Origin of the sequence: Shewanella oneidensis MR-1 (assembly GCF_000146165.2) — a bacterium.
GTDB lineage: Bacteria > Pseudomonadota > Gammaproteobacteria > Enterobacterales > Shewanellaceae > Shewanella > Shewanella oneidensis.
Genome location: NC_004347.2, coordinates 2,897,727 through 2,913,747, shown reverse-complemented (window position 1 = coordinate 2,913,747; position 16,021 = coordinate 2,897,727). Strand labels below are relative to the sequence as shown.

At 45.4% G+C, this 16,021-nt stretch carries 15 protein-coding genes and 1 pseudogene; 12 read left to right on the top strand and 4 right to left on the bottom strand.

Annotated features, from left to right (window positions below):
• Positions 1 to 133 precede the first annotated feature (133 nt).
• Complete coding sequence (sbcB, locus tag SO_RS12925) at positions 134 to 1,546, bottom strand: exodeoxyribonuclease I (protein WP_011072723.1); 1,413 nt, start codon at positions 1,544 to 1,546, stop codon at positions 134 to 136.
• A gap of 175 nt (positions 1,547 to 1,721) precedes the next feature.
• On the opposite strand from sbcB, the gene SO_RS12920 reads away from it, so the two are divergent.
• The 3 genes from SO_RS12920 (at position 1,722) to SO_RS12910 (ending at position 3,893) form a co-directional block, all read left to right on the top strand.
• Complete coding sequence (locus SO_RS12920) at positions 1,722 to 2,528, top strand: hypothetical protein (protein ID WP_011072722.1); 807 nt, start codon at positions 1,722 to 1,724, stop codon at positions 2,526 to 2,528.
• A 34-nt stretch (positions 2,529 to 2,562) separates the two neighbouring features.
• On the top strand, positions 2,563 to 3,378 hold the full coding sequence (gene rlmA / locus SO_RS12915; protein ID WP_011072721.1) for a 23S rRNA (guanine(745)-N(1))-methyltransferase: 816 nt from the start codon (positions 2,563 to 2,565) through the stop codon (positions 3,376 to 3,378).
• A gap of 305 nt (positions 3,379 to 3,683) precedes the next feature.
• Complete coding sequence (locus tag SO_RS12910) at positions 3,684 to 3,893, top strand: cold-shock protein (protein ID WP_011072720.1); 210 nt, start codon at positions 3,684 to 3,686, stop codon at positions 3,891 to 3,893.
• Positions 3,894 to 4,069: 176 nt separating this feature from the next.
• On the opposite strand, the gene SO_RS12905 is transcribed toward SO_RS12910, so the two are convergent.
• Positions 4,070 to 4,279 (bottom strand): SulP family inorganic anion transporter, encoded by a 210-nt coding sequence (locus SO_RS12905; RefSeq protein WP_274544323.1) that lies wholly within the window; start codon positions 4,277 to 4,279, stop codon positions 4,070 to 4,072.
• 127 nt (positions 4,280 to 4,406) lie between these two features.
• The gene (gene rne / locus SO_RS12900; protein WP_011072719.1) at positions 4,407 to 7,673 is read right to left on the bottom strand and encodes a ribonuclease E; all 3,267 of its coding nucleotides are present in this window, start codon (positions 7,671 to 7,673) and stop codon (positions 4,407 to 4,409) included.
• A 596-nt stretch (positions 7,674 to 8,269) separates the two neighbouring features.
• Between rne and rluC the strand changes: the two genes are divergently transcribed.
• Both rluC and SO_RS12890 read left to right on the top strand, forming a co-directional pair.
• A complete protein-coding gene (rluC, locus tag SO_RS12895) occupies positions 8,270 to 9,229 on the top strand; it encodes a 23S rRNA pseudouridine(955/2504/2580) synthase RluC (protein WP_011072718.1) in 960 nt (319 codons plus the stop codon).
• Between the two features lie 40 nt (positions 9,230 to 9,269).
• Positions 9,270 to 10,021 (top strand): annotated as a pseudogene (locus tag SO_RS12890) (HAD-IIIA family hydrolase).
• A gap of 166 nt (positions 10,022 to 10,187) precedes the next feature.
• On the opposite strand, the gene SO_RS12885 reads toward SO_RS12890, so the two are convergent.
• Complete coding sequence (locus SO_RS12885) at positions 10,188 to 10,772, bottom strand: Maf family protein (protein ID WP_164925884.1); 585 nt, start codon at positions 10,770 to 10,772, stop codon at positions 10,188 to 10,190.
• Positions 10,773 to 11,056: 284 nt separating this feature from the next.
• Here SO_RS12885 and yceD point away from each other — a divergent pair, with 284 nt between their 5' ends.
• The 7 genes from yceD (at position 11,057) to acpP (ending at position 15,966) form a co-directional block, all read left to right on the top strand.
• Positions 11,057 to 11,581 (top strand): 23S rRNA accumulation protein YceD, encoded by a 525-nt coding sequence (gene yceD / locus SO_RS12880; RefSeq protein ID WP_011072716.1) that lies wholly within the window; start codon positions 11,057 to 11,059, stop codon positions 11,579 to 11,581.
• 17 nt (positions 11,582 to 11,598) lie between these two features.
• On the top strand, positions 11,599 to 11,769 hold the full coding sequence (gene rpmF / locus SO_RS12875) for a 50S ribosomal protein L32 (RefSeq protein WP_011072715.1): 171 nt from the start codon (positions 11,599 to 11,601) through the stop codon (positions 11,767 to 11,769).
• 15 nt (positions 11,770 to 11,784) lie between these two features.
• Positions 11,785 to 12,813 (top strand): phosphate acyltransferase PlsX, encoded by a 1,029-nt coding sequence (plsX, locus tag SO_RS12870; RefSeq protein ID WP_011072714.1) that lies wholly within the window; start codon positions 11,785 to 11,787, stop codon positions 12,811 to 12,813.
• Between the two features lie 9 nt (positions 12,814 to 12,822).
• The gene (locus SO_RS12865) at positions 12,823 to 13,782 is read left to right on the top strand and encodes a beta-ketoacyl-ACP synthase III (RefSeq protein ID WP_011072713.1); all 960 of its coding nucleotides are present in this window, start codon (positions 12,823 to 12,825) and stop codon (positions 13,780 to 13,782) included.
• Positions 13,783 to 13,886: 104 nt separating this feature from the next.
• Positions 13,887 to 14,813 (top strand): ACP S-malonyltransferase, encoded by a 927-nt coding sequence (gene fabD, locus SO_RS12860; RefSeq protein ID WP_011072712.1) that lies wholly within the window; start codon positions 13,887 to 13,889, stop codon positions 14,811 to 14,813.
• Positions 14,814 to 14,822: 9 nt separating this feature from the next.
• Positions 14,823 to 15,569 (top strand): 3-oxoacyl-ACP reductase FabG, encoded by a 747-nt coding sequence (fabG, locus tag SO_RS12855; RefSeq protein WP_011072711.1) that lies wholly within the window; start codon positions 14,823 to 14,825, stop codon positions 15,567 to 15,569.
• Positions 15,570 to 15,732: 163 nt separating this feature from the next.
• A complete protein-coding gene (gene acpP / locus SO_RS12850; RefSeq protein ID WP_006081231.1) occupies positions 15,733 to 15,966 on the top strand; it encodes an acyl carrier protein in 234 nt (77 codons plus the stop codon).
• Positions 15,967 to 16,021 lie beyond the last annotated feature (55 nt).

The window sequence follows — 16,021 nt, the reverse complement described above, 5'->3', positions numbered from 1 at the left end:
TAGTAATTTTGTTACAGTATAAATGCGAGTTAGTTCGCGTTTATGGTTCAATTCTGCGCCTGTTAGTTAACATCTGAAAGAAGTTATCAATGATAGGCGCTAAATAAACAATATGTATGGGCTATTTTGTGCCCTACAACCCACGCAGATAGTGGCACAGGGCGGCGAGTAGCTTTTGTTTATGCTCATCGCCTTCGGTATCCTGCAGTAGATTTTCAAGCTTGAGCAGATAATCCTGATCGGCCAAACGCTGTTGGCAAAAGGTGCGCCAGCGATGAGACTCTTGATCATCAAGTAATTCGGGATAATTGCGTGCCCGATAGCGGAACAGCATTTCGGGAATGCGCCCATCATCAAACTGTAAATCGAGCGCGGCTAAATTTTGAGGCAAGGTATGGCGAATGATCTCCATTTTGGCTTTATCGGCAGGGCTGAAAAATCCACCCGAATACAACATTAAGTCAGGATCTGTGGTTGTTGCTTCGCCGTCATGCTCAAACAGTTGCGCCAGCTTCTCTCGTAATTCAGGGTGAGCCTTTAGGCGTTTGTATTGCCCTCTGGCAAAGGCTTTATCAATACTGAGTCTTTCTGCTTGAGCATCATCTAAAATTTTGGCCGAAGTAATAAAGGGGCATTTATTAAGATGCACCTGCTTGACTGGGATGGGTAACTCATCGTCGGCAAGCTCCGCTCTGGGCGTGTACATACGTGTTTTTATCTGCTCTACATCCAGCTCAAACAGCGGGCTTAAATCCATCGCTAAGTTAACGCAAATAATGGCATTTTTGTTACTTGGGTGATGTGCAACGGGGGCAATCAGGGTGGTACAACCGTGCATTGCACTGATTTTTGAACTCACATGTGCAAGCGGTTGCATATTCAGTACGTCGATTTGCGCGCTGACAGCTTGTTTACGGCGCAATTCAAAATAGTACTGATATAACTTAGGTTGTTTTTCTTTAATCAGTTTTGCCATTGCGATGGTGGCGTAAACATCGGACATTGCATCGTGTGCTTTTTCATGGCTTAAACCATTGGCTTGGGTCAGATGTTCCAGCTTAAAACTGGGTGAACCGTCTTCTTTTAATGGCCAATGGATCCCATCTGGCCTAAAGGCATAACAAGCCCTCACTAAATCAATGATATCCCAGCGCGTATTGCCATTTTGCCATTCGCGGGCATAGGGATCGATAAAGTTACGGTAAAAACCATAGCGGGTGACTTCATCGTCAAATCGTAATGAGTTATAGCCTGCGACACAGGTATTCGCCTGGCTAAAGAGAGTATGGATGCGACCCATAAACTCGGTTTCAGGCAAACCTTTTAAATTCGCTAATTGTGGTGTGATCCCTGTAATTAAAATCGCTTCGGGTGAGGGCAGGTAATCCGTTGATTGTTTGCAGTAAAAGGTCTCTGGCTCACTAATAATGTTAAGATCTAAATCGGTGCGGATCCCGGCAAATTGGGCCGGTCTGTCCTTAGCAGGATTGGCGCCGAATGTTTCATAATCGTGCCAAAAAATGCTTGGCTGAGATGCAGTATACATAATTTCAATCAAATGACGGTTTTGTCGAATGATAGCATCATAGCACTTAAACTCACCCCAATTATCATTAGCAAAAATCCTGATTAAGAAATTATATCTAAAAGATAAGCGCTTAACAGGTGATCTTTGCCACGATTGACAGTTACAATCCCCTCTGAAACAGGAGATCTGTCTTATGCATCATCAATATCTCAATGAACCTATGGTACTGAATGTCGCACAGGCATCATCGCTAATATTAACGTTGCCAAGCAATATCAGTGATTTTATTGTGCTTGAGACGATGGGAGCGCCTTTGCTTGAGCTGATTGTGGTTTCGCAAACCCCACTGCCGCAAATTGCTGTGCGCTTTCAACCTGTATTGGAGTTAAAACTGAACTCAGATTCCTTTGCTGATTCTATGTTTAGTTCAACAATATCAAGGGGTTTAGGTCAAGGCGTTAGGCTTTATCATCGCATGGGCACAGCCCCTAAATTTTGTGCGCAAGAGTTACGAGCGGGAATTTCGATTAAAGTTGATGTGAACGATGGTGTGGTGTTGTCTTTACAAGCGGCATCTAAGTTTGAGTTTGCGACACTCGAATCTGATATCAGAGGCTTACATGACCCTAAAGTGCTGATGATGGCTAAGGCTATTCTTGCAAGGGAATATGATTACAGCGCGACATCGGAATCCCTTGCGGTTTATCTTACTGAAATTGAACAAGTAAGACTGGAGTTACAAGCATTTTTACGGGGTGAACTTGGTCAATGTCATACCAGCTTAGCCGAAGAGGCCGTTCGACTTGATCCTTTATTGCAACAAAAGCGCCAGTGGCTATTTCGAACTTATACTCACATGTTTGAGCGCCCAAGCTTTAGCCGCGCGGCAAATGATAGTCAGAACATCGATAAAGCCTTAAGGAAGCTTGAGTGTTTTGAGCTGCTCGCTTCGCCTGAATTACTGCAAATGGTCGAGCGATTAATGGAAGATGAGGCATAAGCCTGACATCCCCTTTTAGATATAGAGTTAATCAATGCAATATATATGTCCTTTGTGCGCGTTACCTCTCGCCCTAACAGAACGAACTTGGGGATGCCCTCAGTCACATAAGTTTGATATGGCGAAAGAAGGTTATGTCAATCTACTTCCCGTACAGAAAAAAAATTCCAAAGATCCGGGTGACAATCAGCAAATGATGTTTGCTCGCAGGGAGTTCTTAAATGCGGGTTATTATCAAAACTTGAGTGATAGAGTAAACCAATTGGCACTCCAATATGCCAGTAGTGCAAAGCAGATCCTTGATATAGGGTGCGGTGAAGGCTATTACAGTCATCGTTTATACAATGCCCTTGTCGCTCATCATTCATGTCATCTGCAGGGCGTCGACATTTCTAAATCGGCGATAAAATATGCAGCCAAGCGTTATCAAAACTTAAGCTTTTGTGTGGCGAGCGCCTATGAAATACCTATTTCATCGAACAGCGTAGATTTAGCGATTCGAATTTACGCACCGTCAAAAGTTGAAGAACTTCAGCGGATCATGGCGCCAGGCGGTATTCTTATCACGGTATCGCCAGGGCCTTTACATCATTTTGCGCTGAAACAACAAATTTATGACCAGCCTAGATTACATCCTGAATCTGAGGCCCGCATTGAAGGATTTGAAAGCTTACATCAAGAGCGACTTAGATCACAACTCGTACTCAATCACAGCCAAGATATCAGCAATTTCCTCGAAATGACCCCCTATGCATGGAAGTTTACTGCCGAGCAGAAGCAGGCCTTTGCTTTGGGGGGATTAAGTTGTGAATTAGACTTCCAGATTGAGGTTTATCGCATTTCAGTCTAGAGGCTGATTTTAACCTATTGAAATAAGCTATTTAAAATGCTTTACTGTCAATGCTTAAGCCGTACGAACATATTGTTCTACGAGCCGGTAGCAAAACCTTAAAAGGCTTTGTTTAAATAAATTTTTCAAAGTGTCGCAGTATGTTGACTTATCTTTAGAATGGTTTATAGTTTTACTAGCTTGAAGGTTGGGCTTATATTTATGTGTTCAATACGACCAGTTCGTCCTGTAAACATAAGTAATACCGGCATTTTCCAGCTCCACCGCCGTTAAGGCTTTAATTTTTTATTTACAGGATTTATATCATGTCTCAAGTTACTGGTGTAGTTAAGTGGTTCAACTCTGACAAAGGTTTTGGTTTCATCGAACAAGAATCTGGTCCAGACGTATTCGTTCACTTCCGTGCAATCAACTCTGACGGTTTCAAAACTCTTGACGAAGGTCAGAAAGTGTCTTTCACTGTGACTCAAGGTCAAAAAGGTCCTCAAGCTGAAAACGTAACCGTAATCGGTTAATTTTCAGTGCCGTTAGCCTAGGTGCTGACAGCAATGGATTTAAGAGCTGTGGTTTTTACCATGGCTCTTTTTATTTGTGCTGTTTTTATCTTTAATACTTTCCTTCGTTGCACTTTGAACATCGCATTTCCGATAAAACTGCTCCTGTTATTCTCACCACAATTTCTGTTCAATTACTATTGCCATCGTACCGATAGATGCCATCGCGCACCAATTAAGGCTGTGACTAATCCCATAATAAAGGCGGTGTAGAGTCCTATCATAGGTTCTACATTGTTGACAAAGGCAAAGGTGACCGCTTCAGGGAGCAGCGCGAGTGCGACGGTTAGCACCGCAAGTATATCGGCTTTGTAGCTAGATGTTTTGTTGCGGAAGAGATCGAACATGAAATCTCTTTTACAGATGTGTAGGCCAAACTAGTAAATAAGCATTTAGCCAAATTTAAATATGCTCGGATTGGCTAAAAATAAAAAAGCCATGCAAGTGCATGGCTTTTTAGGTTGTGGAGAGGAATTATGGTCGAGCCATATCCGATTCTGCACTATTACTGTGTTTAAGCTTAGTCGCTGCTTCAGAGGCAGGGGTATTCTCGTACTCACGGCCTTTAGGCACTTCTACCTGTGCTCTGACTTCTACTGTTGGTTTGGTCATTTCAGATGACACCATAGCACCAAAACGACTAGCGGCTTTGGGTTTGCTCACAACAGCTTCCGATGGTTGAACCGCTGAAGCTTGAGCAACCACAGGTTTAACCTGAGGTTTGACGATAGCTGCGGGTTTTGCCATCGGTGCTGATGCGACAGATTTTACCACTTCTTTCAGTTCAGCTTTTTCAGTCGCTTGTGTCACTTCTTCAGCTTTTGCATCAAAGGTTCTAACGTCCGTTTGCGCTACTACTGTGGTTTGCACTGTGGGTTCTATTACCACAGATGACTCAGCTATAACGTTAGATACCTTAACCGTTTGTGTAGCATTATCATTGACTACAGGTTCAGATGCGATTTCAGTATCGACAACATCCGCTTTAATATCCGTGAGTTGTTCAACTGCAACTGCTGACGTAGCGTCATCTATCGCTTTACTTTCAGAGAAAGTTGCTTCATAGGATGTAGTGACATCGGCCGTGTGTGCAACAGTTGTTGGCTGCGTTGCTACACTTTTCACCTCAACTTCCACTGCGACTGTTTCAGCCACAGCTTGATCTGCGAAGTTAACCGTTTCAACTATTGCCATTGGTGCAGGGTAGTCTTGGTCTTCCCCTAACGCATCATTTGGAATGAACTGCGCTGGAGCCGCGGTGCTTTGCTCATCTTCATCACGGCGGCGACGTTGGCCAGCAGCTCTCAGATGACGAGGGCTTCTACGACTACGACGTTGTCCATCACGGGATTCGCGTTTGGTTTTGTCATCCACGTCGGTGTTGTCTTCGTCAGTGGTTGCTAATTGAGCCTCTGACTTGGGATCAACTTGTATGTCAGCTTGGCTTTCAACGATAGGAGCATCAGCGATGGCATCAATTGGCTTCGCTTCATCAGCAGCATCTGTTGCTGGAGTGTCTGTAGTCTCATTGGCAACCGCGACCTCTTTACGTGGCTGACGACGTGAACGCGGTGCTTTAGCTTCCGGTTGAGCCTCTACAGCAGCATCTGCATTGATTGCAACGATTTCAGCTAATATTGCTTCTTCCTGAATTGACGTTTCAACAACATCAGTGGTGTTGTCCATACGAACTTTGCGGCGCATATTGCGGCGCTGACGACGTTCACGGACGACTTCTTGCTTTGGCGCTTCGTCTTGAACATCTGCAATCACTTCTTTTGGTGCTTGACTACGGTTCTTAGCCTCAGGCTTAGCGCGCTTCGCACTTTCATCCTTTTCACGGATTGGGCGCTCTTGCGCTTGTGGGGCATCGGCCACTTTCTTGGCATTGCGCGCACGTGGCTCGCGTGAGCCTTCTTTGGCTTTTTCAGTGTCTTGGTTATTGCGAGTACGGCGAGTGTCATTACGACGGTTACGACGGTTCGCATTGGTGGCCTGGCTGTCAGACTTTTTGGTTTCGGCGCTTTTTTCTGTTGCAGCGTTATCGCTTGAGCTAAAGAAGGAACCAATTGCACTGAAGAGTTTACTAAATAAACCTGGCTTTGCGGCTTCTACTTTGGCTACAGGCGCAACATCTTGTTCCACTTTCTGTGGTGCAGTAAACCCTTTTAGCGCAGGTGCAGGTGCCGCAGTGCGTTCCAGTTTACGTGGTTCATACAATTTGGCTTCTGGCTGCTCAATACGCTTGTAGCTGGATTCGTCGATTTCATCATCGGTGCGGTGACGGATCACGCGATAATCAGGGGTCATCATATGTGGATCTGGGATCACATAGACTTCCACATCGTGGCGCTGTTCAGTAATACGAATCGCTTTACGTTTCTCGTTAAGCAGGAATGCAGCCACATCGACAGGTACAATGGCTTCGATTTGTGAGGTGTTTTCTTTGATGGCTTCTTCTTCCATCAAACGCAGAATAGACAGCGCTAAAGATTCAGTACTACGGATTGTGCCTTGGCCATGGCAACGAGGGCAGATATGGGCTGCGGACTCTTCCAATGACGGACGTAAACGCTGGCGTGACATTTCCATTAAACCAAAGCGTGAAATACGGCCTAATTGTACACGGGCACGGTCGTGGTGCACGGCATCGCGTAAACGATTTTCGACTTCACGTTGATGACGAACTGGTGTCATATCAATAAAGTCGATAACCACTAAACCACCTAAGTCACGTAGACGTAATTGACGGGCAATTTCATCGGCGGCTTCAAGGTTAGTATTTAATGCAGTTTCTTCAATATCACCGCCTTTCGTGGCTCGGGCAGAGTTGATATCGATAGAGGTTAAGGCTTCTGTCGGGTCGATAACAATTGAACCGCCTGATGGCAAGCGCACTTCACGTTGGAAGGCTGATTCAATTTGTGACTCGATTTGGTAGTGCGTAAACAATGGTACTTCAGCTTCGTAGAGCTTTACTCGCTCAACAAAGTCTGGGCGCACAAGGGCAATGTGTTGTTTGGCTTCTTCGTAAATACGTGGATGGTCGATTAAAATTTCACCCACATCTCGGCGTAAATAGTCACGAATTGCGCGAACAATGACATTACTTTCTTGGTGAATGAGGAAAGGCGCACCTTTGGTTTGCGCTGCTTCAGTGATGGCAGCCCAATGGTGTTGTAGAACTTTTAAGTCCCACTTTAGTTCGGTCGATTCTTTACCCACACCAGCAGTACGGACGATAAGGCCCATTCCAGCAGGGACTTCTAAATCGGCCATGGCTTCTTTTAATTCAGTGCGCTCATCCCCTTCGATACGGCGAGAAATGCCGCCTGCACGAGGGTTGTTCGGCATTAACACTAAATAAGAGCCAGCAAGGCTGATAAAGGTGGTCAGCGCCGCACCTTTGTTGCCGCGTTCTTCTTTGTCAATTTGAACAATGACTTCTTGTCCTTCACTGACCACTTCTTTGATGTTCGGGCGACCTTGGAAAGAATAGCCTTTAGGGAAATATTCTCTGGCGATTTCTTTAAGTGGTAAAAAGCCGTGGCGCTCAGCACCATAGTCAACGAAAGCGGCTTCTAAAGAGGGTTCTACGCGGGTGATCTTACCCTTGTAAATATTAGATTTTTTTTGCTCATGACCAGGACTTTCAATATCGAGGTCGTACAGTTGTTGCCCGTCAACGAGGGCAACACGCAACTCTTCTGATTGAGTTGCATTGATTAACATACGTTTCATGATGACGTCATTCTTCTTTAAATGGAGGTCATCAAACAATCGCGTTTCGTTGCATTACGGGCCTAGCTGTGGTGAACAAAGCCTCTCGGCTGGTGAGCTAGGCAAGGTGCGCATTGCTGTTAGACGCAGTCGCTGCGTGTCGCATCCTATTTATGGCTTATTTTTTAATGATTACAAAAACAAGGAATTCGTTGTAAAACATCAACCAACCCCATAAATTCTTTAATTTCGTTCCGGTAATGCCCAAGTCGAATCGGTTTGTCTGACGACAAGTTAAAATATATTTCGAAATCGGTGAGAAAAACTTTAGATAAACCTTGTTAAAGTAAGGTGAGATTCTCGATTTAATCGTAAAAAAACGCATTTGTGGTATTTTTACTCAGTATACGATCTGCAAATCAATGAGTTGCTATCAAGAAAATCTTTTTTGATCTATAAAGCTTTTCACTTGGGACAGGGACTTTGTGAACACTTTATTCACGGCTTATCCCTAATCGCTGGTGAAATATAGCAATAATCAAAAAATTCAGCAATGGAAAGGCACAATTCTTGTGAGTTGTTGTACAATGACCGCCGTTATAAGTAGATGGCACATCATGAATACAGAATCTCCACAGCAACAGGTGCAGTTGATCACGATTGACGAAGACCACCTCGACCAACGAATCGACAATTTTTTAATCACTGTGCTCAAGGGCGTACCTAAGAGCATGATTTACCGTATCGTGCGTAAGGGCGAAGTGCGGGTGAATAAAAAACGCATTAAGCCAGAATATAAATTACAAATCGGTGACGTGGTACGTGTACCACCCGTGAGAATGGCTGCTCCTGATAACCGTACTGCACCTTCTGCAAACTTGAGTAAAGTGTCACAGCTCGAAGATCGAATTTTGCATGAAGATAATCATCTTATCGTTCTCAATAAACCTGCCGGTATCGCTGTGCATGGTGGCAGTGGTGTTGATTATGGTGTGATTGAAGCGTTACGCTCCTTACGTCCGCAACAGAAGTTTTTAGAATTAGTTCATCGCCTCGATAAAGATACCTCAGGTGTTCTACTAGTGGCTAAAAAACGCAGTGCCCTTAAGCATATGCATGACCAACTGCGTTATAAAAAGATGCAGAAGGATTACTTAGCTTTAGTCAAAGGTGAGTGGTCGGCGCAGGATAAAGTGGTTAAACAACCACTGTTAAAACTGACACTTAAGTCGGGCGAGCGGATTGTGCGAGTCAATGCTGAAGGCAAGCCCTCTGAAACGCGTTTTAAAATTGTGCAGCGTTATCAAGGTTGTACATTAGTGCAGGCGAGTCCGGTCACGGGGCGTACCCATCAAATTCGCGTACATTGTCAATATGTGGGGCATCCTATTGCCTGTGATGATAAGTACAGCGAGCAAGCTTTTGATGACAGTATGCGTTCCCTTGGCTTGAGCAGATTGTTTTTACATGCGGCAGAATTAATGTTTATCCATCCTGAAAACGATGAAGTGATGCGGGTTTGTGCACCACTGGATGATAATCTGCAGCAACTGTTGAATAAGTTAAAGCGGGTTTAATTCCCGCTCCTCTCTATATACCCGTGGATAACCTTGAAGCATGAAGGCTGCCAACCATTCTACCCTGCGTAAATATGATTTAGTGATTTTTGATTGGGATGGCACTTTGATGGATTCCATCGGCAAGATCATTATTTGCATTGAGAATATGGCTAGGGCACTGGCGCTGCCTGTACCCTCAGAGACGGATATTCGTAATGTGATTGGTCTGTCGATGACGCAAGCACTCCAAGAGTGTTATTCCCTTGTGGATTATTGCCTTCACCGCCGCGATTACCAGCGTCTCCTGAGATGGATATACCCGTTAGTGCATCTTCTATTATATGCACTGGTACTGAAGCGTGTTACATCACGATGCGCGCCGAATTTAAGACGCAGTATTTGCACCTTGATACCACGCCAACACCAATCTTCGACCAAGCACCACAATTGCTCGAATCATTATCTGCAAAGGGTTATCAGCTTGCTGTGGCGACGGGTAAGGCGAGAGCAGGTCTGCTGCGCGTGTGGGAGCAATCTGGATTAGGGCATTTCTTTATTGCCTCCCGCTGCGCCGATGAAGCGCAGAGTAAACCCCATCCTGAGATGATCAAAAGCCTATTGCAGGAATTGGACATTCAGCCCGAGCGTGCATTGATGGTCGGTGATTCTTTGCTGGATTTAACCATGGCCGCGAATGCGGGGATTGATAGTATCGGTGTGACCTATGGCGCCCATAGTGAGGCGGTATTACAACAAGCTAAGCCGCTAGCACTGATTGATTCACCGCAGCAGCTCCTTCTGCATTTATAAGACACGAAAGTTACAAGACAGAAAAGTGGCGAACATAAACGTGCTTTCGGCCAACGCTTAATGGTTGCTCCATAATCCCTTTCAGCTGAAAACCTTGTTACGGTTGTCGTTAATCTTACATCGCTTATTTAAAAGGCCGTTATTTTGATAACGGCTTTTATAATCATTAAGCTAATACATCAATGCCTTGGCTGAGCAACATTTCTGTCAGCAGGATCAAAGGCAATCCTACAAGGGTATTAGGATCTCGTCCCTCTAAACGACTAAAGAGGGCAATGCCTAAACCTTCACTTTTGAAACTGCCAGCACAGTAAAACGGTTGTTCTTTATCCACATAAGCACTGATTTGTGATGCTGCCAGGTGTCTAAAATGCACTGTAAAAGGTTCTACTTGGGCATTTATTTCACCCGTTTGAGCATTATAAAGCGCAAGCCCTGTGTAAAAGGTAATGGTTTTGCCTGAAGCTTGACTGAGCTGCTGAATGGCATTGTCGCGATTTAATGGTTTACCGATGATCTTGCTATCAATCACTGCGACTTGGTCGGAACCAATAATCAGTCCATCGGGAAAATATTTTGCGCCAGCCTCCGCTTTGGCCTGCGCTAACCGTAAAACTAAGGCTTGGGCTGACTCATTTGCTATTGGGGTTTCATCAATATTAGGATCGCAGTATTCAAAGGGTAAGCCTAATTTGCGTAGTAGTGCTTGCCGATATACAGAGGTGGAAGCGAGGATTAACTGTGGCGTCATCATTAATAATCCATTAGAAAACTTCACTTATTGTCGCCAATCTGGATGATTGAATGCAAGCCGTGGTAACAGAAGCAGTTACTTTAGGAAGGTAATTAAGGATTCTTTCGGTGAATGCGGCTATTTTAGACGGCTAGCGCTTGTGTGCCGCCCCCTGCTTGGGTAAAATTTCGCTTCCGTTAATTCAATGTTGGGGCTAGAGAATCGCTTAAGTTGCAAACTGGGACTTAAGTAAGAAATTTTTCTTTGACTCTAGCGTTTTCAAACTATAATATGCGCGCCTTATGCAAACAGTAAAGATACCGGTTTCAATTGATCCTATTCGCGCCGCCTCAAGCCGTTCTACCTATGAGGGGATAGTGCCAGGGCAGCAATTGAAAAGATTAAATGAGTTATGTGCCGGCGACTGTTCCGATGTGGCAGTGTCGCTTGAATGTGGCGTAGATTTGCAGGGGATAGTCTACCTGAAAGGGAAGGCTGTGACGGAGCTCACTCTGGTTTGTCAACGTTGCATGACACTATTTACCACTGAGGTTACGGTCGAGTTTTGCTTCGGTCCATGCCGGACTAAGGCAGAAATCGATGAGCTCCCGGATGCGTATGACCCAATTGAGTGCAATGAGATTGGCGAAGTACGTCTGCATCAATTGATCGAAGATGAATTGATAGTCGCTATGCCTATTATTCCGATGCATGAAGAGACTGATTGCAATATCGGATCCATGGACATAGTTGTAGGCGAGATCGAACCCGCTCAAGAGGAGCGTCCAAATCCGTTTGCAGTGTTAGAAAAACTGAAGAGCAAGTAATCTAGGAGACAGGGCCAATGGCTGTACAACAGAATAAAAAATCTCGTTCAAAGCGCGGTATGCGCCGTTCACATGACGCACTGAGCACTGCTCAGCTGTCTGTAGACGCTACCAGCGGTGAAGTCCATATGCGTCACAACGTGACTGCTGATGGTTTCTATCGCGGTAAAAAGGTAATCAACAAGTAATTTGTTGGTTTCCTAATGACGAGTCTGACGCTCGCGTTAGATGCGATGGGCGGCGATCATGGCCCCCACGTCACAGTGCCTGCAGCTTTGCGGGCACTAAAATCTCATTCTTCCCTTAAAATCATTTTAGTCGGTGATAAGACTGAAATAGATGTCTATCTGCACCAAGCAGAACAAGAGTTACTCTCCCGTATTCAAGTTATTCACACCGATGAAGTGGTGAGCATGTCTGACAGGCCCGTGCATGCTTTGCGCACCCGTAAAAATAGTTCGATGCGCCTATCGATTGAACTGGTGCGAGATGGACGTGCTGCTGCGTGCGTGAGTGCGGGAAATACCGGCGCGTTAATGGCGATGGCTAAGGTGTTGTTAAAAACCTTGCCCGGTGTGGACAGACCTGCATTGGTCAGTTGTTTACCTTCAGTGACGCAAAAGCCAGTTTATTTATTGGACTTAGGTGCCAATATTTCCTGCGATTCAGAAACACTTTTCCAATTTGCCGTGATGGGCTCTGTGCTGTGTGAAGCTGTGGATAAGAAATCCCGTCCGAAAGTGGCGCTGCTAAATGTGGGCACAGAAGAAATCAAAGGCAACGATCAGGTGCAACAAGCGGCGCAAATACTGCAAAACACCGAACAGGTTAATTACACCGGCTTTATTGAAGGTGATGAAATCTATTCAGGAAATGTGGATGTGATCGTTTGTGATGGTTTTGTGGGTAACATCACGCTCAAAACCTCTGAAGGCATTGCCAAACTATTGGTACATCAGTTAAAACGGGGCCTAACCCAAGGTTTCTTCGTGCGTTTTTTGGCAAAACTCATCGCCCCTCGCATTCAGGCGGTCCTCAGCCAGATGAACCCCGACCACTATAATGGTGCAAGTCTGATAGGATTGCGCGGCATAGTTGTAAAGAGCCATGGAAATGCGGATGAAGCTGCTTATTTACAAGCAATTAGTTTGGCAGTGACTGAAGCGCAACGTCGACTCCCCGAAATGATAAAAGATCGTTTGGAGTCGATTCTTTTAGATATAAATAACTGATTCCTCCTTATGCATACAAAAATTCTCGGAACTGGTAGTTACGTACCGGTGCAGGTGCGTAGTAATCAAGATTTGGAAAAAATGGTGGAAACCAGTGACCAATGGATTGTGGAACGCACTGGTATTTCAGAGCGTCGCATTGCGGCGCAAGATGAAACAGTCTCAACTATGGGCTATCTGGCGGCATTAAATGCGCTAGAGATGGCCGGCATAGAAGCATCAGATTTAGATATGATCATTTGTGGCACCACCAGTGCGGCAAATGCATTCCCAGCAGCAGCATGCGAAATTCAAGCGATGCTTGGCGTTCATACCATTCCGGCCTTTGATATTGCGGCGGCCTGTTCCGGTTTTGTCTATGCCTTATCTGTAGCAGACCAATTCGTTAAAAATGGTACCGCGAAAAAAGTGCTCGTCATTGGTGCAGACGTATTGTCCCGCCTATGCGAGCCAGAAGATCGCACCACCATTATTCTGTTTGGTGATGGCGCGGGTGCGGCAATTATCGGTGCCTCCGATGAGCCTGGGATTATCTCTACCCATATTTACGCTGATGGTCGTCAAGGTGACTTGCTGAAATGTGCTTTTCCACCGCGTCAAGGAGAAACTTCCGAAGCGGTAGGGTTTATGACCATGAAAGGTAATGACGTCTTTAAAGTGGCTGTCACGCAGTTATCTCATGTCGTGACTGAAACATTACGCCTTAATAATATCGACAAGTCGGAAATCGACTGGTTGGTGCCGCATCAGGCGAATTTCCGCATTATTAATGCCACGGCGAAAAAGCTCGATATGAGCTTAGATAAAGTGGTATTAACACTGGCTAAGCACGGTAACACGTCAGCGGCATCGGTGCCGATTGCCTTGGATGAAGCCGTTCGTGATGGCCGGATCCAACGTGGCCAGTTGTTGCTGCTCGAAGCCTTTGGTGCTGGTTTTGCGTGGGGCAGTGCGCTCGTCCGTTTTTAACTGTATCTGTATACGAATAAATTCCTGACCATCGTTATCTTGGTTTGCTGTCCAAGATAACGGTTTAGTGTTCAATAAATTAAGTTCGCCATAGGTAATTTAATATGGAAAATGTAGCTTTTGTATTCCCAGGCCAAGGGTCACAGGCCTTAGGCATGTTAGCCGAGCTGGCTGCTGTACAGCCGATTGTGGGACAAACCTTTGCCGAAGCGAGTGAGGTTTTAGGATATGACCTATGGGCGTTAGTGCAAGATGGCCCAGTAGAAACCTTAAACGAAACGGATAAAACCCAACCGGCGTTATTAGCGGCAAGTGTTGCCATTTGGCGCGCTTATCTCGCCTCTGGCAAGGCAATGCCTGCGGTGTTAGCGGGTCACAGCCTTGGTGAATATTCCGCATTAGTCTGTGCTGGTGTCATCGATTTTAAAGATGCAATTAAATTAGTTGAGCTGCGTGGTCAATTGATGCAACAAGCCGTGCCTGCTGGTACTGGTGCTATGTATGCGATTATTGGCCTTGATAATGACGGTATTGCCAATGCTTGTATTGAAGCAGCTCAAGGTGAAGTCGTTAGCCCGGTTAACTTTAACAGCCCTGGTCAAGTGGTGATCGCCGGTCAAAAAGACGCGGTTGAACGTGCTGCTGCTGCGTGTAAAGCATCTGGCGCCAAAATGGCGGTGGCGCTGCCTGTCAGCGTGCCATCACACTGTGCATTAATGAAACCTGCCGCTGATAAATTAGCCCTTGCCTTAAACAATGTGCAGTTTAACGCGCCTAGTATTACTGTTATCAATAACGTAGATGTGGCATCGCCAACTGCGGTAGCCGACATTAAAGATGCGCTGGTGCGTCAACTCTATTGCCCAGTGCGCTGGAGCGAAACCGTTGAATTGATGGCGGAAAAAGGCATTACCCAATTAGTTGAGTGTGGCCCAGGTAAAGTGCTGACGGGTCTTACAAAACGCATTAATAAATCGCTTTCTGCCCAAGCAGTTAACGATGTTGCATCCCTTGCGGCGTTAACTGAATAAGGAGTTTGTATGAGTATCAATCTGAGTTTAGCGGGCAAAGTTGCCTTAGTGACAGGTGCGAGCCGTGGTATTGGCCGCGCGATTGCCGAAACCTTAGTCGAAGCGGGTGCGGTTGTAATAGGAACTGCCACAAGTGAGAAGGGCGCCGCAGCAATCCAAGAATATCTGGGTGACAAAGGTTTTGGTTTAGTGCTTAATGTTACCGATAGTCAATCCGTCACCGATTTATTCGACTCGATCAAAGAAAAAGCGGGAGATGTTGATATTCTAGTCAATAACGCGGGTATCACCCGTGATAACTTGCTGATGCGAATGAAAGATGATGAATGGAACGATATCATTGATACCAACCTGACGTCATTGTTCAGACTATCAAAACCTGTGATGCGTACCATGATGAAAAAGCGCTTTGGCCGGATCATCAATATCGGTTCAGTGGTAGGCACTATGGGCAATGCAGGTCAAGTTAACTACTCGGCAGCAAAGGCGGGTTTGATCGGATTTACAAAATCTCTTGCAAGAGAGGTTGCATCTCGTCAAATTACAGTTAATGCTATCGCTCCTGGATTTATCCAGACCGATATGACTGATGAGCTGACCGAAGATCAGCAAAAAGCTATCATGTCTCAGGTACCGATGGAACGATTAGGGCAAGCGCAAGAAATTGCCAATGCAGTGCTCTTTTTGGCGTCGGATTCTGCCGCATATATCACAGGCGAGACTTTGCATGTGAATGGCGGAATGTACATGGTTTAAGGGCGGATGGCAGGGATACTGTCGCAACTGAGTAGTGATCTGTATCAATTGGTCGCTAAATTTCGTGGTTAGACCACGAAAACTAAGCTTGCATTGTCAGCCAAATCTAATAAACTACTCGCAATCTTACGCAAGTGCGTAATTTGAATAGGAAAGAAAACTAATGAGCAACATCGAAGAACGTGTAAAGAAAATCATTGTAGAGCAACTGGGCGTTAAAGAAGAAGACGTTAAACCAGCGGCATCTTTCGTTGACGATCTGGGTGCAGATTCTCTGGACACTGTTGAGTTGGTTATGGCTCTGGAAGAAGAGTTTGATACCGAGATCCCTGATGAAGAAGCTGAAAAGATCACTACTGTTCAAGCAGCGATCGATTACGTTTCTAAGAATCAGTAATTCTGAATTCTAGAGAACAGGCGGCATATATGCCGCCTGTTTTTGTTTTAGCCCC